18 protein-coding genes are annotated in these 19674 nt (G+C 69.8%); 2 read left to right on the top strand and 16 right to left on the bottom strand.

The window, feature by feature from the left end; translation table 11 throughout:
* Positions 1–203 precede the first annotated feature (203 nt).
* From der to steA, 10 genes are all read right to left on the bottom strand, one after another.
* Positions 204–1631, bottom strand: a complete 1428-nt coding sequence (gene der, locus NS4_RS07580; RefSeq protein WP_063058793.1) for a ribosome biogenesis GTPase Der — start codon at positions 1629–1631, stop codon at positions 204–206.
* Positions 1628–2362 carry a (d)CMP kinase gene (cmk, locus tag NS4_RS07575; protein WP_063058946.1) on the bottom strand — a complete coding sequence of 245 codons (735 nt, stop codon included), beginning with the start codon at positions 2360–2362 and terminating at the stop codon, positions 1628–1630. Before cmk ends, der begins: the two co-directional genes overlap by 4 nt.
* Positions 2363–2391: 29 nt before the next feature.
* A complete protein-coding gene (locus NS4_RS31345) occupies positions 2392–3696 on the bottom strand; it encodes a pseudouridine synthase (RefSeq protein ID WP_084487002.1) in 1305 nt (434 codons plus the stop codon).
* A 9-nt stretch (positions 3697–3705) separates the two neighbouring features.
* A complete protein-coding gene (gene scpB, locus NS4_RS07565) occupies positions 3706–4362 on the bottom strand; it encodes an SMC-Scp complex subunit ScpB (RefSeq protein ID WP_063058792.1) in 657 nt (218 codons plus the stop codon).
* 139 nt (positions 4363–4501) lie between these two features.
* Positions 4502–5398 (bottom strand): segregation and condensation protein A, encoded by an 897-nt coding sequence (locus NS4_RS07560; RefSeq protein WP_063058791.1) that lies wholly within the window; start codon positions 5396–5398, stop codon positions 4502–4504.
* Entirely contained in the window at positions 5395–6270 is an 876-nt protein-coding gene (locus NS4_RS07555) for a ParA family protein (protein WP_051714501.1), read from the bottom strand. The genes NS4_RS07560 and NS4_RS07555 overlap by 4 nt, the downstream gene beginning before the upstream one ends.
* 264 nt (positions 6271–6534) lie before the next feature.
* On the bottom strand, positions 6535–7533 hold the full coding sequence (gene xerD / locus NS4_RS07550; protein ID WP_063058789.1) for a site-specific tyrosine recombinase XerD: 999 nt from the start codon (positions 7531–7533) through the stop codon (positions 6535–6537).
* Positions 7490–8146 carry an NUDIX domain-containing protein gene (locus NS4_RS07545; RefSeq protein WP_063058788.1) on the bottom strand — a complete coding sequence of 219 codons (657 nt, stop codon included), beginning with the start codon at positions 8144–8146 and terminating at the stop codon, positions 7490–7492. Before NS4_RS07545 ends, xerD begins: the two co-directional genes overlap by 44 nt.
* Positions 8143–9870 carry a CTP synthase gene (gene pyrG, locus NS4_RS07540; protein WP_063058787.1) on the bottom strand — a complete coding sequence of 576 codons (1728 nt, stop codon included), beginning with the start codon at positions 9868–9870 and terminating at the stop codon, positions 8143–8145. The genes NS4_RS07545 and pyrG overlap by 4 nt, the downstream gene beginning before the upstream one ends.
* A gap of 274 nt (positions 9871–10144) precedes the next feature.
* Positions 10145–11356 carry a putative cytokinetic ring protein SteA gene (gene steA / locus NS4_RS07535; protein WP_063058786.1) on the bottom strand — a complete coding sequence of 404 codons (1212 nt, stop codon included), beginning with the start codon at positions 11354–11356 and terminating at the stop codon, positions 10145–10147.
* 168 nt (positions 11357–11524) lie between these two features.
* Here steA and NS4_RS07530 point away from each other — a divergent pair, with 168 nt between their 5' ends.
* Positions 11525–11944, top strand: coding sequence for an SRPBCC family protein (locus tag NS4_RS07530; protein ID WP_063058785.1), 420 nt, complete (start codon positions 11525–11527; stop codon positions 11942–11944).
* Between the two features lie 417 nt (positions 11945–12361).
* On the opposite strand, the gene recN is transcribed toward NS4_RS07530, so the two are convergent.
* Genes recN through NS4_RS07505 form a run of 5 tightly spaced genes read right to left on the bottom strand, consistent with a single transcriptional unit; the run spans position 12362 to position 17100 of the window.
* Entirely contained in the window at positions 12362–14134 is a 1773-nt protein-coding gene (recN, locus tag NS4_RS07525) for a DNA repair protein RecN (protein ID WP_063058944.1), read from the bottom strand.
* On the bottom strand, positions 14112–15086 hold the full coding sequence (locus NS4_RS07520) for an NAD kinase (protein WP_063058784.1): 975 nt from the start codon (positions 15084–15086) through the stop codon (positions 14112–14114). Before NS4_RS07520 ends, recN begins: the two co-directional genes overlap by 23 nt.
* Positions 15083–15904, bottom strand: a complete 822-nt coding sequence (locus NS4_RS07515; protein WP_063058783.1) for a TlyA family RNA methyltransferase — start codon at positions 15902–15904, stop codon at positions 15083–15085. Before NS4_RS07515 ends, NS4_RS07520 begins: the two co-directional genes overlap by 4 nt.
* Before the next feature lies 1 nt (position 15905).
* Positions 15906–16190 (bottom strand): hypothetical protein, encoded by a 285-nt coding sequence (locus tag NS4_RS07510; protein ID WP_063058782.1) that lies wholly within the window; start codon positions 16188–16190, stop codon positions 15906–15908.
* Positions 16191–16203: 13 nt separating this feature from the next.
* Complete coding sequence (locus NS4_RS07505) at positions 16204–17100, bottom strand: HAD-IIA family hydrolase (RefSeq protein WP_063058781.1); 897 nt, start codon at positions 17098–17100, stop codon at positions 16204–16206.
* A gap of 335 nt (positions 17101–17435) precedes the next feature.
* Between NS4_RS07505 and NS4_RS32915 the strand changes: the two genes are divergently transcribed.
* Complete coding sequence (locus tag NS4_RS32915) at positions 17436–17924, top strand: GyrI-like domain-containing protein (protein WP_063058780.1); 489 nt, start codon at positions 17436–17438, stop codon at positions 17922–17924.
* Between the two features lie 10 nt (positions 17925–17934).
* Here NS4_RS32915 and NS4_RS31335 read toward each other — a convergent pair whose 3' ends face one another.
* Positions 17935–18747 (bottom strand): tetratricopeptide repeat protein, encoded by an 813-nt coding sequence (locus NS4_RS31335; protein WP_439955767.1) that lies wholly within the window; start codon positions 18745–18747, stop codon positions 17935–17937.
* Positions 18748–19674 lie beyond the last annotated feature (927 nt).

Below are 19674 nucleotides of genomic sequence, written 5' to 3'. Positions count from 1 at the left end.
TCGATACGACAGGTTCGGATGCGGCCGGAAGCCGAGGATCGGCCCGCACACCCGCGCCGGGCTCCGGGACCGCCGAGCGGCACGCGCTATCGCTCGCCGAAGAACTGCCCCGACATCACCTTATGATGCGCACACCCTGGCAGGGTCCACGGCAGCAGGCGAAACCTCGGTGCCCACCCGCCGTAGCGGGTGAGCACCGGCGTTCACTTCTTGACGCGCTTCTCCCGGATCCGGACCGAGATCCGCACCGGCGACCCGTCGAATCCGAACTCCTCACGCAGCCGCCGCTCCAGGAACCGGCGATAGCCCGCCTCCAGGAACCCGGTGGTGAACAGGACGAAAGTCGGTGGCCTGGTGGTGGCCTGGGTGGCGAACAGCACCCGGGGCAGCCGCCCGCCGCGCATGGGCGGCGGTGTCGCGGCGACCACCTCTTTCAACCAAGTGTTCAAACGGCCGGTCGAAATCCGCTTGTCCCAGGATTCGAGCGCGGTCTCCATGGCCGGGACGAGCTTCTGTACCGCCCGGCCCGTCTGCGCGGAGATATTGACCCGCTGCGCCCACGGCACCCGCACCAGATCGCGATCGACCTCGCGCTCGAGTTGCAGGCGACGGTCCTCGTCCACCAGATCCCATTTGTTGAACGCCAGCACCAGGGCCCGCCCGGAGTCGGCGACCAGGCTGATCACCCGCAGGTCCTGCTCGGTGATGGGCTGCGCGGCGTCGATCAGCATGATCGCCACCTCGGAGGCCTCCAGCGCCGATTTGGTGCGCAACGAGGCGTAGTACTCGGTACCGCTGGCATTGGCGACCTTACGCCGCAGCCCGGCGGTATCGACGAAACGCCAGACCTTGCCGCCCAGTTCGACCAGCGAATCCACCGGGTCGACGGTGGTACCGGCGATATCGTGCACCACCGACCGCTCGTCACCGCTCAGCTTGTTCAACAGGCTCGACTTACCCACATTCGGTTTCCCGACCAGCGCCACCCGGCGCGGGCCGCCACCGGGCCCGCCGAGCTCCCGCGGTGTCTCCGGCAGCACTTCGAGCACATCGTCAAGCAGGTCGCCGGTCCCCCGGCCGTGCGCGGCGGAGACCATACGCGGCTCCCCGAGCCCCAGCGACCACAGCGCGGCCGCGTCGGCCTCCAGGCGCTGGTCGTCGACCTTGTTGGCGACCAGGATGACCGGTGTCTTCGCCCGCCGCAGCACCTTCACCGCGGCCTCGTCGGTGGCGGTCGCGCCGACCACCGCGTCGACCACCAGCACAATGGCATCGGCGGTCTTCATGGCGAGTTCGGCCTGCCGCGCCACCGACTGCTGCAGTCCCTTGGCGTCGGGTTCCCAGCCGCCGGTGTCCTGCACCCAGAAACGGCGGCCCGCCCAGTTCGCCTCATAGGAGACCCGGTCCCGGGTCACGCCGGGCACATCCTCGACCACGGCTTCGCGGCGGCCCAGGATGCGGTTCACCAGCGTCGATTTACCGACGTTCGGGCGGCCGACCACGGCCAGGGTGGGCATCGGCACATGATCGGCGGCCTCGGCGTCACCGGCGAGATCGGTGAGCTCCCAGTCCGATTCGTCGCTCCAGACGCCGTCGCCGGCGAGTACGTCGCTCACGGTGTCCCCGCTCATCCGGCAACCCCCCGGCTGCGCGCCGCGGCATGATCGCGCGGCCGGTCCAACTGCCGGCCGACCTCGCGATACAACTCCTCGATGGTCTCGTCCATGGTCAGTTCGCTGGTGTCCACCTGCACCGCGTCCTCGGCCCGCCGCAGCGGCGATACCGCGCGCGTGGAATCGAGGCGGTCACGGCGCTCCACATCGGCGAGTACCCCGGCGTAGTCGTCCCCGCGACCCTCGGCGATGTTCTGCTGATTGCGCCGATGCGCTCGTGCCTGCGCGGACGCGGTCAGATAGATCTTGGCGTCGGCGTCGGGCAGGACGGTGGTGCCGATATCGCGGCCCTCGACCACGATCCGGCCCGCGCTCACCGCGATCTCACGCTGCAGCGCCACCAGTTGTTCCCGCACCTGAGGCACCGCCGAGACCGCCGAGACCGCCGCGGTCACCTCGGGGCCGCGGATTTCGGTACGCACATCGTCGCCGTCGAGTTCGATCAGTTCCCGTTCGGGATCGGTACCGATCCGCAACGGCATATCGGTGACCGTCGCGGCCACCGCGGCGGTATCCGCCGGGTCGACTCCCGCGCGCAGTACCTGCAGCGTGGCGACCCGGTACATGGCGCCGGTATCGAGGTAGCGGGCCGAAAGCCGTACCGCCAGCCGCCGCGACACACTGGACTTGCCGGTCCCCGAAGGACCGTCCATCGCGACGACCAGGGACCGGTCGCGGGCCGGATCCATGACGACCCCCACCGCAGCTTCCACTCCGTTCACAAAGACACCGCCTCGTAGAGTTTGCCGATTTCATCGCGCCCCAGCACACGCAGCGTGCCCGGACGTTGGTCGTTCAGGACGACCGGGCCGATATGGGTGCGGACGAGCCTGGTCACCGGATGGCCGACCGCGTCCAGCAGCCGCCGCACGATATGTTTGCGCCCCTCGTGCAACACCACTTTCACCAGGGAACGTCCCGCATCCACCTCGAGTACCTGGAAGCGGTCCACCTTGGCCGGTCCGTCGTCGAGCTCCACGCCCTCGCGCAGGATCTTGCCGATCGATCGGTGTACTTCGCCCTGCACGGTCGCCAGGTAGGTTTTGGAGACCTCGTAGGAGGGGTGCATCAGCCGGTGCGCGAGATCACCGTCGTTGGTGAGTAGCAGCAGCCCCTCGGTATCGGCGTCCAGCCGCCCGACATGGAAGAGCCGCTGCCCGGCCGCGACCCGCTCGGCGACGATATCGCCGACACAGGGCCGGCCCAGATCGTCGGACATGGTGGACTGCCAGCCCTTGGGCTTGTTCAGGGCCAGGTGCACAAGTTCCTCGCGCACCACCACCCGGGTCCCGTCCACCCGCACCACGGCGTTCTCCGGGTCGATGCGCAGGCCCTGTTCGCGCACGATGATGCCGTCGACCTCGACGCGGCCCTGCTCGATCATCTCCTCGGCGGCGCGGCGCGAGGCCACTCCGGCCTTGGCCAGCACCTTCTGCAGACGCTCGCCCTCACCCCAGGGCAGTTTCTCGTGACCGGGTTCACCCGGTTCCACATGCTGATGCCGGGCCGGCTTCGCGTTGTTCAGCTGCGGGGTCACGCTTCCGGGACGGGCACTCTGGCTCTTGCGGGCTGCGCCGCCTCCTGGGCGGCCACCGGTCCGCGATCCGGTGGCGCCACTGCGGCCCGCCGCGGGCGAGCCGCCACGGCCCGTCCCCGCGGGGCCACCGCGACCCGCGCCGGCCGAACCGCTCCGGCCCGCTCCCGCCGAACCTCCGCGGCCGGCCCCGGCCGAACCCGACCGGCCCGGGGTCGCGAAACCACCGCGACCTCCGCCGGCGCGCGCGCCGCGGCCTCCTGCCGAGCTCTCCGCCCCAGCGGTCCGCGCGGAACGCGGCACCTGATCGCTGCGGGCCCCGCGCTCGGTACTGCGCGGTCCACCGGTCCGGCCGCCGCGGGGGCCGTCGTCACTTCCCCGGCGCGGGTCGCCCGCGCGAGGGGCGCCGCGCCCACGACCGGCCCGAGTGGGCTGGTCACCATGTTTCCTACGATCCGGTATGCCATCTCGGCGAGCGGGTGTCTTCACGTTTTCCTGTCAATCCTCGGCGCCGAGGTTCAGATCCTCCTCGGCGGGTTTTCGCAGCCTGGTGTAGCGGGGGTCCGTCTCCAGACTGTCGTTGATCTCATCGATCAGGTCCACCCCCGGCAACAGGGGCGCCAGTGGCGGCAGATCGCTCAGTGACGCCAACCCGATCCGTTCCAGGAACAGTTCGGTGGTGCCGTAGAGCGTGCCGTTGGTTTCCGGGTCGGTGCCCGCCTCGGTGATCAGTCCCCTGGCCAGCAGGGTACGCATCACACCGTCGACGTTGACACCGCGCACCGCGCTGACGCGGGCCCGGGTCACCGGCTGACGGTATGCCACCACCGCCAGCGTCTCCAGAGCCGCCCGGGTCAACTTCGACCGGGCGCCATCGAGCAACATACGCTCCACATACGGTGCGTACTCGCTGCGAGTATAGAAGCGCCACCCGTCCCCGGCGAAACGCAGATCGATTCCGCTGCGCCGGGCGGCCAGTTCGGCCGACATCTCCCGCAGGGTGCGCTCCACCCGTTGCGGGGCCTCATCCAGCGCGGTGGCCAGCTGCTCCACCGGCGCCGGAGTGTCCACCACGAGCAGCAGCGCCTCGAGTGCCGCCCGGAATTCGTCGTCGTCCAACGGCTCGGGCGCGATATCGGTCACAGCCTCGGTCATGCTCTGTCCTCCGCGTACACGCGCGAGCCCGATACGGTCACGCTCCGCCTCCACCTTCCGGCCCGCTCCTGTGTCCTTCGCGGATGCGTGCGGGCTTCCGCGCGGCCGTGCTGCACGTCCGCCTCCGGGCCCGGCTCGCTCATCCGTAGTCCTCTTCTATGGTCACCGGTGCGGCACCGCCGTCCACGTCGTCACCTATCCAGCGCACCGCCAGTGGGCCCAGCGGATCGGGCTGGTCGAACTCGATCGTCTTACCCCGATACAGCTCGAGCAATGCCAGGAACCGCGCCACGATCTGGATCGGCGCCGCGCAATCGGCCACCAGGTCGGCGAACGTGGTCCACACCCCCACGCCCCGGGCGCGCAGCCGTTCCAGCACGAGCGTCGCCTGCTCCGCCACCGATATCGCATGCGCGTGCAGGTGGTCCAGGCCCACGGTCGGCACCGGTCGCGGCCGGAACGCCGCCGCCGCGATCTCGGCGAAACCGGCCGCGTCCACCCCGAGAGTGACTTCCGGCAGCAGACTCGCGAACCGCTCCTCCAACCCGACACTGCGCGGATACCGGCGCAGCGCGGCCGCCTCCAGTTCCCTGAGCAGCTCGGCGACCTGCTTGAACGCGCGATACTGCAGCAGCCGGGCGAACAGCAGATCCCGGGCCTCGAGCAACTCCAGATCGTCGGGGTCGGTCACCTCACCCGACGGCAACAGCCGCGCCGCCTTCAAATCCAACAGGGTCGCCGCCACCACCAGGAACTCGGTGGTCTGATCCAGGATCTTGTCCGTGCGCAGCGAATTGCCCGGCTGGTTCAACGCGGCGGTCAACGCCTTGGTGTAGGCGATGAACTCGTCGGTGACTTTGTGCAGCGCCACCTCGGTCACATCGAGACGGCGTTGCGAGATCAGCTGGAGCAGCAGATCGAACGGGCCTTCGAAATTGCTCAACCGCAGATGGAAACCGGACTTCTCCGCTGCCGCGCCCGCCGGATCCGCGGGTGCGCTGCTCGTCGACGATACCGGGCGGGACGGCCCGCTCACCGCCCGGACCGGTGGATGACTTCCCGTGCCATCGCCCGATACGCCTCGGCACCACTGGATTTCGGCGCCCACGTGGTGATCGGTTCACCGGCGACGCTGGCATCCGGGAACCGGACGGTCCGCGCGATCGCGGTGTCGTAGACCAACTCCCCGAACACCTCCACCACCCGCGCCATCACCTGGCGTGAGTGCAACAACCGGGCGTCGAACATGGTCACCACGATGCCGTACAGGCTCAGTCGCGGATTCAGCCGGTCCCGGACCTTTTCCACGGTGTCGTTGAGCAGAGCCAGCCCACGCAGCGAGAAGTACTCGCACTCCATCGGGATGATCACCCCGTCCGAGCAGGCGAGCGCGTTCACGGTGAGCAGGCCCAGCGACGGCTGGCAATCGATGAGGATGTAGTCGTAGCGGTCCCGGATCGGCTCCAGCGCCCGCCCCAGCGACTGCTCGCGACCGACCTCGTTCACCAGCTGGATCTCGGCCGCCGACAGATCGATATTGCTGGGCAGCAGGTCCAGATTCTCGACCTTGGTCTGCATGAGCACGTCGTCGGCGCTCACCGGCGCCCCGATGAGCAGATTGTGCACGGTCAGATCCAGATCGTGGTGTGCCACACCCAGCCCAGCCGACAGCGCGCCCTGCGGATCGAGATCCACCAGCAGTACCCGGCGGCCGTACTCGGCCAGCGCCGCACCCAGATTGATGGTCGAGGTGGTCTTACCCACCCCGCCTTTCTGATTGCACATCGCCACGATGAGCGCGTTGCCCTCGTGTGACGGTTCGGGCGGATCCGGGACCGCACGCAACGGCCGCCCCGTCGGCCCGAGCGCAGCGTCGGCAGGAACGGGTTCGGGGCCCGCGCCCCACACAGACGCGGCGCGATCGTCGCTCTCGGCGCCCTTGGGCGAGTCCGCCGATCCGGCTGTCGTCACGATCCGCTGCTCCTTATACGTTCCTACCCGTCCGTCACCTCGTAGAGCGTAACGAGGCCGATCAAGGCACGGTCTCGCTTTCGCCACGGTCCGGCTAGTCCTAGACGCTACCGGTTGCCCCCACTCGAGCGCCGCGTGTATCCGCGGCGTGTTGGTGTTCACGGTGCGGTCCGCGCGGGGCCGCACCGCCGACACACCCACTCACCGCGCCCGCGGGTGGGCCGTCGCCCAGACCTCGCGCAGTGTCCCTACCGTGACCAACGTGTAGATCTGAGTGGTGGTCACCGACGCGTGGCCCAGTAGTTCCTGCACCACCCGCACATCGGCGCCGCCGTCGAGTAGGTGGGTGGCGAACGAATGCCGCAGCGTGTGCGGCGACACCGTGGCGGTGATTCCGGCGTGTCCGGCGGCCCGCTGGAGCACCTGCCAGGCGCTCTGCCGGGACAACCGGCCGCCGCGCACGTTGAGGAACAGCGCGGCCGCCGCACCGGGTGTATGTCTGCGGGCGCGGGCCGCGAGGGCGGGCCGGCCACGCACCAGGTAGGCGTCCACCGCGGCCAGCGCGGGGCGGCCGACGGGGACGATCCGCTGTTTACCGCCCTTACCGCGCAGGACGACCGCCCGGTCGTCGAGGTCGAGGTCGTCGATATCGAGTCCGACTGTCTCGGAGATCCGCGCGCCGGTCGAGTACAGCAATTCCAGCAGCGCCCGGTCACGCAGCCCGCGGGCCGCGGCTTCGCCTCCCGTCCCGGCACCGGCGTCCGCCGCGTCCAGCAGTCGCAGTACCTGATCCACCGGTAGCGCTTTGGGCAATCGCTGCCCCACCATCGGCGGTTTGACGGCGTGCGCGACATCGGAGCCGGTCAGTCCTTCGGCGGCCGCGAACCGGTGCAGCCCACGCACCGCGATCAGTGCCCGCGCCACCGAGCCCGGTGCCAGCGGGGAATGCTGCCCGCCACCGGCCCGCAGTGCGACCACGAACTCGGTGATATCGCGTTCCGCGACCGACGCCAGGTCGGTACGCCCCCGTTCGCTCAGGAACTCCCGGTAGCGAGACAGATCCCGGCGGTAGGCGGAGAGGGTACTGCGCGCGGCACCCCGCTCCACGGCCAGATGGTCCAGGAAGATATCGATCTCCCGCACCGCCGGCCCCGGATCAGTCCGAGTCCCGCTGCGCGGCCTGGCGGCGCAGCAATGCATCCGGTTGGCCCGGCCACGGCGCGTCGGCCGGCCGCAGCGGCAGGCCTGCGGCGTCGGCAGCGCTCAACGCCAGCAAACCGGCGACGGCGGTCGCGTTCACGATCGTCCCGGCCAGTGCCGCGCGGACCGCCTCGGCGACCGGCATACGCACCAGTTCCAGGTCGGCTTCCTCGTGTTCGGGCGCCGGTCGCTCGGTATCGCTGAGCCCACGCGCCAGATACACCCGCAGCGCCTCGTCGGTGAAGCCCGGCGACAGCGCAACATCCACCAGCACCGACCACTCCCGGGCCGCCAGCCCGGTTTCCTCGGCGAGTTCGCGGCGCGCGGCATCCAGCGGATCCTCGCCCTGGATATCGATCAGGCCGGCCGGGAGTTCGAGCAACCGCTCGCCGAGAGGATGACGGTACTGGCGGATCAGCACAACCCGGCCGTCGTCGTCGACCGCGACCACGGCGACGGCACCGTGGTGTTCGACCACCTCGCGGTCCACGACCCGCCCGTCCGGCATCTCCACCCGGTCCACCCGCAGCGCCAGGATCGCCCCCGAGTACTCGACCCGGCTGTCGACCGTGGCGAAGGCGTGACTGCCGGGTGCCGGGTTCGCGGGGGTCACGACACCCGCTCGGAGGTACCGGCCAGTTCCTCTTCCCCGGGGATATCGACCGGCAGCCGCTCGGCCAGTTTGTACCGCAGCGCGGCGGCGATCAGTTCGGCGAACAGCGGATGCGGCCGGGTCGGCCGGCTCTTCAGCTCCGGATGGGCCTGGGTGCCGACGAAGAATGGATGGATATCGGCGGGCAGTTCGACGAACTCGACCAGATGCCCGTCCGGGGAGGTGCCACTGAACCGCAACCCGCTGGCGGCGATCTTGTCGCGGTAGGCGTTGTTCACCTCGTAACGGTGCCGGTGCCGCTCGGAGACCTCGGTGGCGTGGTAGGCCCGGGCCACCACCGAACCCTTCTCCAGTACCGCCGGATAGGCGCCGAGCCGCATGGTGCCGCCCAGATCCGCTTCCCCGGCCACGGCCTGTTCCTGGTCGGCCATGGTGGAGATCACCGGGTGCTCGGTCTCGGGTTCGAACTCGGCGGAGTTGGCGTCGGTCAGGCCCACCGACCGCGCGGCCTCGATGACCATGCACTGCAGGCCCAGGCACAGCCCGAGCAGCGGCAGCCCCCGGGTGCGGGCGTAGTGGATGGCGCCGACCTTGCCTTCGATTCCCCGGATGCCGAATCCGCCGGGGATGAGGACCGCGTCCACATCGCGCAGGGCGGCCTGCGCGCCGGCCGGGGTCTCGCAATCGTCGGACTGTACCCAGCGAAGTTTCACTTTGGCCCGGTGCGCGAAACCACCGGCCCGCAGCGCCTCGGTGACCGACAGGTAGGCGTCGGGCAGGTCCACGTACTTGCCGACCAGCGCGATCTCCACCGTCTCCCGCGGCGCGTGGACACGGTCGAGGAGGTCACCCCAGACGGTCCAGTCCACGTCGCGGAACGGCAGTCCGAGTTTGCGCACGACGTAGGCATCGAGGGCCTCCCGGTGCAGCACCTTGGGGATGTCGTAGATCGACGGCGCGTCGGGGGTGGAGATACAGGCATCGACGTCCACGTCGCACATCAGCGCGATCTTGTTCTTCAGGCCGGCCGGCACCTCGCGGTCACAGCGCAGGATCAGCGCGTCGGGCTGAATACCGATACTGCGCAGCGCGGCCACCGAGTGCTGGGTGGGTTTGGTCTTGAGTTCGCCCGAGGGCGCCAGGTACGGAACCAGCGAAACGTGCAGGAAGAAGACATTGTCGCGGCCGACATCGTGGCGGATCTGCCGGGCCGCCTCGAGGAACGGCTGCGATTCGATATCGCCCACCGTGCCGCCGATCTCGGTGATCACCACATCCGGTTCCTGCCCCTGCAGGTCCGGCCCGCGCATGGCCAGGATGCGCGCCTTGATCTCGTCGGTGATATGCGGGATGACCTGCACGGTATCGCCCAGGTATTCGCCGCGCCGCTCTTTGGCGATCACCGACGAGTACACCTGGCCGGTGGTGACGTTGGCATCCCGGGAGAGGTCCCGGTCGAGGAAACGTTCGTAGTGCCCCACATCGAGATCGGTTTCGGCCCCGTCCTCGGTCACGAACACTTCACCGTGCTGAAACGGATTCATCGTGCCGGGATCGACGTTCAGGTAGGGGTCGAGTTTCTGCATGGTGACCCGCAGACCCCGCGCGGTCAGCAACTGACCGAGGCTGGAGGCGGTGAGACCCTTACCGAGTGAGGAGGCGACGCCACCGCTGACGAAAATATGCTTGGTGGCTGCCCGCGCCTGAATCCGTGTATGACCCACGGGTCTTCACGGTAACACGAAAACCCGGGCGAGGACGACCGCCACCCCCGGTTAACCACCCGATCGCCGTCCCCGCCCGGCACCGCGATCGGAATACGACGCCGAAACCGGCCACCCCCGCCCCGGGCGCACCACCGGCCACTTCGTTCACAGTGCGGCGCGCCGGTCGCGCAGCGCCACCCGTTGCGCGCAATGCTGCGGGATTGCGCGAGCCGCTCGCCGACCGCGCCGACCGCCGCCACGCTCCCGGAAGCCGACACCACACGCGGCAGCTCTACCCGGGCCGGCTCATCGTCTCCCGGACCCAGAGATCGGCGCGGTGCAGCAGGTCCTGCACCGGCGCGAGCACCTCGCTCCCGTGACCGGCGACCAGCACCGCCACGATCAGCACGACGAGAGCCGCCAGGACCAGCAGCGCCATGAGCGTCCCGGACACCCGGCTCCGGTAGAGCGTCGCCACCGCGGTGGCGTCCATGATCGCGCCCCCGACCTTCAGGCGCGTCAGGAAGGTCGCGGGGTTGCTGTCCCGGCGGCACCGGTCGAAGAATTCCTCCAGGGAGGCGGGCGCGCCCGCGGTGACGATGAGCGCGGCGCCACGGTGATGCGCGAGCAGCAGCGCCAGGTCCGCAGGCGTCCCGGAGCACGGGAAGGTGATCGCACCGATCCCCAGCTCCTTGACCCGGTCCAGTCCCTCGGCGTAACCGTCCAGTTCCGCCGGCACGATCAACTCGGCACCGCCGGTGAGAATTTTGGCGGGGAGTCGCTCGGGATTGGCGACGATCAGATCCAGCCGGTAGCCCGCGCGCCGGATCGCCTCCGCCCCACAACCCACTCCGATCATGATCGGGGCGTACTCCTTTATGAAGGGCTTGAGCTTTTTCAGATCCTCGGCATGACCGGGTCCGTCACCGACCACCACCACCTGCCGGCCGTTCAGGTCCAGATCCGGGTCGGGCACCCCGATACCATCCATCAGCAGCGACGATTCGATCCGGATGAAATCGAGAGTGCCGGTGGCGAAGGATTCGAGATGGCCGGTGAGTCCGTTGCGCGCCTCCGACAGCCGGTCGGCCACCGCGGTTTCGTCGAGTTCGAGGCATTCGGCCAGCACCTCGGGTTCGCGGCGGGTGAGGCGATCGGCGTAGACGACACCGTTTTCGATGCGCACCTTCGCGCCGTCCTTGATCCGGTCGAAGGCGTCGGAGGTGACCGCATCCAGCAGTAGCACGCCGCCGGCCACCAGCAGCTCGGGCCCCGGATTGGGATAGCGCCCGGAGATCGACGGCGAGGTGTTCACCACCGCTGCCACCCCGGACGCCAGCAGCCGGTCGGCGGTGACCTGGTCCAGGTCCAGTTCGTCGAGGACGGCGATATCACCGGGTTCCACCCGGTCGAGCAGCCGCCGGGTATCGCGGTCGACCCGGGCGGTGCCGGTCCGGCCGGGCAGCGTCTCGGAATTCTTCGACAGCAGCGCCAGCATCCTCATGCAGCGATGATGGTCGCAAACCCTCAACCATTGGTGGAGACACGCCGCGAGTCGATACGCGACTGCTATCACTCGGTTACCGTGCGTCCGAGCGGTGTCACCGCAGCACGGAAATCCGCTGCTGTGCGCCGTAAGCTGCCCGGGACAGCTATACGAAGAGGAGTCTCCATGGCCAGCACCACCGTCGATACCGTGATCGCCGCCCCGCGCGCGACCGTGTACCGGCTGTTCGCCGACCGCGAGAGCATCGACCCGTTCCTTGCGGTGAACGTCACGCTCGTCACACCGGGCACCACCGAACGAGAAGGTGTCGGCGCCCGGCACAAGATCGGTATCGGACCGGTCGGGGTGGTCGAGGAGATCACCGCGCTGGTGCCGAACGAGCGGATGGAGTACAAGATCGTGAAAGGCGCCCCGGTGAAGAGCCATACCGGCGTCATCACCTTCGCCGACGCCGACAACGGCACCCGGGTCACCTACACGATGACCTCGGACCCCTCGCTTCCCGTTCCGGCCAAGGTGCTCGAGATCGGCCTCAGGGGCCTGATCAACCAGTTCATCTCCGCCGCCCGCAAAGCCGTCGGCTGACCCGGCCGGCATCCCGGACCGAACGCAGTGACAGCAGACGGGCCCCGGCCGGTGAGCCGGCGGTGTCGAGAGTGGCGCCGGTCGTGGGACGGGATCGGCGACGAGTCACACGGCCGTAGTCGCTCTACCGGATGAGGTACTCGGCGGCCTCGTCCGAACGGCAGCCGGTGCCGACCAGCGTCCCAGCGGGGGCGGTTTCGTCACCGGCTACCGACGGACACGGTAGATGAACATCCCCCTACCAGGACCTGATCGGCAACCGGGAAGCGGACCACCCTCGCGGCTCGCCGTGACTCGGTCCGCTGTTCGAACACGCCCGCTTCCGGACGAGCGAGCCGGGCAGCAACCAAGGGTCCTACCCGAGCGTTGTGCGCACAGCTCGACACCGCGCACCGGAACACAGACGCGGACCACCGGTCAGTACGCCGCCATCCGTTCGGCGCGCGCGGTGTTCAGCAACTCCCAGGCGTGCGCGCGACCGGTCTCGGTATCGTCGAGCCCGGCCAGCATGCGGGCCAGTTCCACGATCCGCTCGTCCTGGGTAAGCGCCCGGACCCCCGAATTCACGGCGCCCTCGCCGTCATCGGATTTGTCGACCACCAGATGCGTATCGGCGAATGCCGCCACCTGCGCCAGATGCGTCACCACGATGACCTGATGGGTGCGCGCCAACCGGGCCAGCCGCCGCCCGATCTCCACCGCCGCCCGGCCACCGACACCCGCGTCCACCTCGTCGAAAACCATGGTCGCCCCGTGCTCGGCACCGGCCAGCACCACCTCCAGGGCCAGCATCACCCGCGACAGCTCACCACCGGACGCGCTCTTGCTCAACGGCAGCGACTGCGCACCGGAATGCGCGGCCAGCCGGAACTCCACCTCGTCCACGCCGACCGGGCCCGCGTGCAGTTCGATGCCGTCGATCAGCAGCGGCGCGGAATCCTGAGCACCGGCCGGCAGCGGCCGCACCTCGACCTCCAACCGCGCCTTACCCATGGCGAGTCCACTCAGTTCCTCGGTCACCGCCGCCGCCAGATCACCCGCGGCGGCGGTACGGGCCTGCGACAGTTTCACCGCCGCGGCACGTACCCGTTGCGCACCCGCCTCGACCTCGGCGGTCAGCGCCGCGAGCGTCTCCTCCGAAACATCCAGCGAATCCAGCCGGGTCCGTGCCTCGTCCGCCCACGCGATCACCCCGTCGATATCGGGTGCGTATTTACGGGTCAGCGATTTCAGCTCGGCCTGCCGCGACAGCATGGATTCCAGCGCACCGGGGTCCGACGGCAGATCCGACAGATAACCGCTCAGCTCGGTGGTCAGATCCACCACCACCGCGATCGCCTCGGCCAGCCGCGGCGACAGCGCCGCCAGTGCCGGATCCTCGGCGCCCTCCACCCGGGATCGGGCCACACCGAGCGCGTCCAGCGCCCCGCCCCCTTCGCCGGGGTTGTCGGCCGGACCGGCGAGTGCCTCGTGCGCGGTCGCCGCTGCCTCCCGCAACGAATCCAGATCGCTGAGCCGCCGGATCTCCGCGACCAGGCGCTCGTCCTCCCCCGGCTCCGGTGCGACGGCGTCGATTTCGGCCAGCGACTGGGTGAGCCGTTCGGCCTCGGCCGCCATCTCCCGGCCGCGCGCGGTGCGTTCCAGCAGCGTCGTCCGGGCATCCAGCCAGGCACGGCGATATTCGATGTATTCCCGCAGCAGCGGCCCCACCGTCGCGTCGGCGAACTGGTCCAGCGCGTGCAACTGCTGTTCGGGACGCTGTAATCGCAACTGATCGTTCTGGCCGTGCACGGTGAGCATCGGCGCGGTGAAATCGGCCAGCACCGAGGCCGGTACCCCACGACCGCCCAGGTGCGCCCGCGACCGCCCGTCGCTGCCGACCGTGCGGATCGCGATCACCGTGCCGTCGTCGTCGGCCACGGCCGCGGCCGACTCCAACACCCCTTCGGCTTCGGCGCGCGCGGACTCGTTCAGCTCGTCGAGAGTGAACCGGCCCTCCACTACCGCGCGATTCGCGCCGAGCCGGACCCGCCCGGCGTCGGCGCGCGCACCGCTCAGCAGGTGCAGACTGGTGACCACCATCGTCTTGCCCGCTCCGGTTTCCCCGGTGAGCACAGTCAGCCCTTCGTGGAATTGCGCGGTGGCCGTCGAGATGACGCCCAGTCCGTCAATTCTTATCTCTGTCAGCACGTGTGCCCTCCGTTCGCCGCCGGCCCCGCCAACCCGTGACCGGCAGCTCGAACTTGCGCACCATCCGATCCGCGAACGGCGCGGAATCCAGCCGCACCCACCGCACCGGCTCGGCACCCCGGACCGCTTCGACCCGGCCGCCCCGCGGCAGTGCGAGGGTGCGCCTGCCATCCAGGAAAACTATCGCATCGTGGCCGGTGGCAACGGATTCGACCGCGATCCGTGAATCCGGGCTGGTGACCAGGGGCCGGGCGAACAGTGCGTGCGCATTGCTCGGAATCACCAGCAGCGCTTCCAGTTCCGGCCACACCACCGGCCCGCCCGCGGAGAAAGCATACGCCGTGGAACCGGTAGGGGTCGCGACAAGGATTCCGTCACAACCGTAGGACGAGACCGGTCGCCCGTCGACTTCGAGCACCACTTCGAGCACACCCATCCGGGCCGCGTTCTCGATACTGGCCTCGTTCAGCGCCCAACCCTGTTCGATGATCTCGTCGTCGAGCCGGACATTGACGTCCAGAGTCATCCGCTCTTCGACCCGATAGTCGCGCCGGACGACCTGTGCGAGCGCCTCGTCCAAGTTCTCCGCCTCGGCCTCGGTGAGAAATCCGATCCGCCCCAGGTTGATACCCAGGACCGGAACCGTCACCTGCCGGGCCAGTTCCGCGGCGCGCAGCAGGGTGCCGTCGCCGCCGAGCGCCAGCACCATTTCACAGCCCAGTGCCGCGTCCGGCTCATGGGCGACCACCTGCACCGGATAGCCGCCGGGGTCGGCGATCGGCTCGGTATCGGCGTCGAATCTGGTGCTGTAGGCCTCGTCGGCCAGCACCCGCAACCCGATTCCGGCTTCCGCGCAGATCTTGGCGACCCGATGCGCCGTCTCGCTGATCTCGGCCCGTCCGGGGTGGGAGACCAGCAGGATCTCCCGCGGCCGGGACACCTGCGTGTTCACTGTGGCCCCTCCTCGACTGCCCGCCGTACCAGTTCCCCCACCTCGTCGGCGGTGTAGCTCGCCGACTCCTCCCGGCGCAGCCACAGAAAATATTCGACATTGCCGGACGGGCCGGGCAACGGGCTGGCCACCACGCCCCGGGTGTGCAGTCCGAGGTCCGCGGCGACGGCGGCGACCGAGCACACCGCGTCGGCCCGCAGTAACGGATCCCGCACCACTCCGCCGGATCCCACCCGGTCCTTGCCGACCTCGAACTGCGGTTTCACCATCGGCAGCAGATCGGCGCCCGGCACGACGCACGCCGCGAGAGCGGGTAATACCAGCGACAGCGCGATGAACGAGAGATCGGCCACCACCAGCTCCACCGGCCCACCGATATCGGCCGCGGTCAGGCTGCGCACATTGGTCCGGTCGTGCACCCGCACCCGGTCGTCGGTACGCAACCGCCACACCAGCTGGCCGTAGCCCACATCGACCGCGACCACAACGCGTGCGTCCCGGCTCAGCAGCACATCGGTGAAACCGCCGGTCGACGCTCCGGCGTCGAGGCACCGCCGGCCCGCGACCCGCAACCCCCGCGGTTCGAACGCCGCCAGCGCGCCCAGCAGCTTATGCGCCCCACGCGACGCCCAGGCGACCTCGTCGACCTGTTCCTTGACCACCAGTGGGGTACCGGTCTCCACCGCGGTCGCCGGTTTCACCGCAACGGTGCCATTGATCAGCACCCGCCCGGAGCCGATCAACTCCACCGCGTGCTCCCGTGACCGCGCCAGACCACGGCGGACCAGTTCCGCGTCCACCCGCGCCCGCCTGGCCACCTCAGATCTTGTCCACCGTGGCCAGCGCCCGCACCAGCACTTCGTGTGCCTGGTCCAGGATGTGCGCACGGCGGGCCAGATCGGCGCCGACGGAATCGTCCCCGGTCGCCCCTCCGGTATCCGGCACGGGCCCGAGTTCGGCGAGCAGGTCGCGGACTTCGGCGCGGATCCGATCCGGGTCGGCGGGTTCACTGTGCCCGGTGGATCCGGGCAGATGCCGACCGGGCAGCGGCACCGCCGAGCGGGCGGTGCCGGGAATGTTCGGGCGGGGATTCGGGGTAGTCATCGTGGGCTCAACGCTATCGGATTTCCGAACGGGGCGCGCGGACCGTCAGCGCCCGGCCCGGGTGCGCCAGCAGTTGCGCGCGCACATCCTCCGGGGCGACGAGGCCCGGCACGGGCGGCTGCCGCAGAGCGTCGAGCCCTTCGGCGACAAAGGTGGGCAATTGCTCCTCCGGCAGACCGGCGAGTTCATCGACAGTGCTGACGCCGGTCAGTACGAGCAGCGAATCCAGATCCACGGCTTGCGCACCGGAGATATCGGTGTCGAGCCGGTCGCCCACCACCAGCGCCGCGCGGGTACCCGCGCGGATCAGCGCATCGTCGAGCAGCGGCGGATACGGCTTGCCGGCCACCACGGGTTCCAGATCGGTGGCGGCCCGCAGCGCCGCGACCATCGCGCCGTTACCGGGGGCGAGTCCGCGCTCGTTCGGCAGTGTCCGGTCGGTATTGGCAGCCACCCACACCGCCCCCGCCCGCAACGCGTAGGCGGCCTCCGCCAGATCCGGCCAGGCCGTCTGCGGCGAATGTCCCTGGACGACCGCTGCCACGGTTTCGGTCGCCCGGCGCACCGGTTGCAGACCGACCGTCTTGACCTCCGCGGCCAGATCGTCGGAACCGACGACCAGCACCTCCGCGCCGGGCGCCAGCCGCTCGGCAAGCAACCGGCTCGCCGCCTGCGCACTGGTCACCACATCCGCCTCCGTCGCCGGATAGCCCAGCTCGGCCAGATGGGCCGCCACACTTCCGGCCGCACGGCTCGCGTTGTTGGTGACATACACCAACCGCTGAGCCCCGCCGGCCAGCGCTTCCGGCGCACCGTCGATCACATCGGCACCCCGGTACAGAGTCCCGTCCAGATCCAGCAGCAGCGCCTCGTACCTGTCCCGCAACCGCGTCTCACTCGCTTCCCGCACACCCGGACCCTACGTCCTGCCCCCACATTTCCATGCCGCTGCCCCACCGACGTCCCCGGCCCACCCAGCGCGTTCTCGGCCGCCGGCGCCCACCGGCTGCCGGACACCGGCGGCTCCGACGCCGGCGGCCGAGGGAGGAGCTGCTGTGGTCGAGGCCCGATACCGGCGGTGCCCGCTCTGCACCCACAAGACCGCCCGGCAGCTGCCCCGGCCGTCACATCCGGCCGAGCCGGACCTGGTGTGCGGACGCCGATGAATTCCCGAGCCGTGACACGTCGGAACCGGATAGCGGCCGACATCCCAGCGGCCGACCGACGATTTCATCGAGGAGAAACGTGACTGCCGACCCAGCCGACCGCACAGCCGAACCAGAACTGCTCGAAATCGCCGAAACAGATACCGCCGTTGTGCGCGGCCGAGTGGCACCGGACCGGATGATCTCGTTCTTCGACACCTCGTTCGGCATCCTCCCACCCGCCATCGCCGCGCAGGGAGCCGAAATCACCGGACCGGCTCTCTCCCGTTGGGGAACCGCTTCCGCGGAAGCCACGGAGCTGGAGGTGGGCTTCCCCGTCGACCGGCGGATCAGCCCCGACGGTGAGGTCGTCCCCGGTGTGCTTCCGGCGGGCCGGATCGCCCGCGTGGTGCACCACGGCGCGTTCGACGCGCTGGGTGCCACCTGGGAGCGCCTGCACAGCTGGATCACCGAGCACGGTTTGGTTCCGGACGGCGACCGCTGGGAGGTCTACCTCACCGAACCGAATCCCCGGATGGACCCGGCCGATCTGCGCACCGAGCTCAACTGGCCGGTCACACAGCTCTGACAGCCGCGGGTCAGGCCTCGCCGGTCAGTTCGGCCGCGCGCTCCTCGGCATCGGTTTCACCGTCGAGGTCGGCGGCGGCCGCGTTGAAGAACCAGGTCTGTCCCTCGTCGGTACGACCGGCCGCGACCAGTGCGTCGGCGTAGGCGTAGAACAGCCGTGCGGGGCCCGAACCGGTGCGGGACGGGTCGAGGTCGGAGGTCTGGAGGGTCACCACTGCCTGGTCGTATTGGCCGAGATCCATTCGCGCGCCCGCGACCACGATACGAAGTTCGATCGCCTCGTCGCCGGTCAGCGCCCGGCCCTCGTCGCTGCGGCCGATTTCGATCGCGCGTTCGGGCCGGCCCAGACCGCGCTCACAGTCCGCCATGACCGCGAGCAGGCCGGACCCGCCCGCCATCCGCCGCGCCGCACGCAACTCGGACAAAGCTTCGGCCCATTCTCCGGCGTGATAGGCAACGACCCCGGCGGTCTCCCGCACGACGGCGATCCGTCCCGCCCGCTGCCGTGCGGCTCGCGCGTGGGCCAATGCGAGCTGCGGATCGTCATCGAGAACCTGCACGGCCATCGCCAGATGGCGGGCAACGGTTTCCGCATTGCCCTTGTCCAGGCTCAGCAGGTCACGGCGGATCGAAGAATCGAGATCACCGGCCTGGACCTCGTCGGGCAGATCGGGCTCGTCGGGCCGCGGTGGGCGACGATCGGCCCCACGGCCCCCGCCCTCACCGCCGCGACGCCGCGGTCCTCCGGCATCGCCACCGCGGGGAAATCCCGAACCGCCGCTGCTATCCACCGGCCCCACCCGATCCCGGCGCGGCCGGTCGATCCCGCGATCCGGCCGGTCGGATCCACCGCGCCCGCCGAAACTACGCCCATCATCACCACGGTCGGGCCGTTCGGACCCGCCCCGGCCACCGAAACGACGCTCATCGACACCCCGGTCGGCCGCACCACCGCCGAAGCGGCGCTCGCCGGCACCGCGCGCGGACCGCTCGGAGGCACGTCCACCGAACCGGCGGTCATCCGCACCGCCCCGGTTGTCTGCGCGCCCGGCGCCTCGATTGTCCCGGCCTCGATCGGAGTCACCGGAGGAGGAGCGACCCTGCGACCGGAAGTCCCCGCGTTCACGCACTCCGTACTCGCGCTTGTCACCGTCCGGACGCGACTGGGGCCGTGGACCCCGGGAACGATTGTCCTCCCAGTTCGAGCGTGCGCCTTCGGTCCGGAAGCCCGAGCGGCCTCCTGCCCGGTCGGCACCGCGGTCGCGCTGCCCCGGCGATCCGGTTCGGTCATCCCGGCCGGTGCGATCGGCTCGCTGCGGGCCGCGGGGCCGGTCAACACCGAAGCCGCTGTCGCCGGACCTCGGACGCTCGCGTCCCGCGCCCGTGGAGTCAGTTTCGCTGCTGCGACGCGCATCGTCGCGATTGTTGTCTCTGCGGAAACCGCCCCGGCCACCCGAACGACCGGCGTCTCCCGCCTCGCCGGAATCGCCACCCGAGCGCCGACCGCCACCGGCGCCCTCACCGCGGCGGAAGCCGGCTTCGGGTCCGGAAGAATTGCGCCGGAACGGCTTCCGGCCATCGCTCTGTTCCGGCACGGCGGGTCCCTCTCTCGGTTATCAATGGAGTACGACGGTCGATACGGTCGAACCGCCGACACTGGTGGAAATGTGCTCACACCAAGCTTACGGGCCATATCACCGTGGGCAGAAATGCAGGTAGGGGACCCACGAATGGGTCCCCTACCTTGAAAG

Origin of the sequence: Nocardia sienata NBRC 100364 (assembly GCF_001613205.1) — a bacterium.
GTDB classification, from domain to species: Bacteria; Actinomycetota; Actinomycetes; order Mycobacteriales; family Mycobacteriaceae; genus Nocardia; species Nocardia sienata.
Note: the sequence above shows the minus strand (reverse complement) of the source record. Positions and strands in the feature narration are given on the sequence as shown.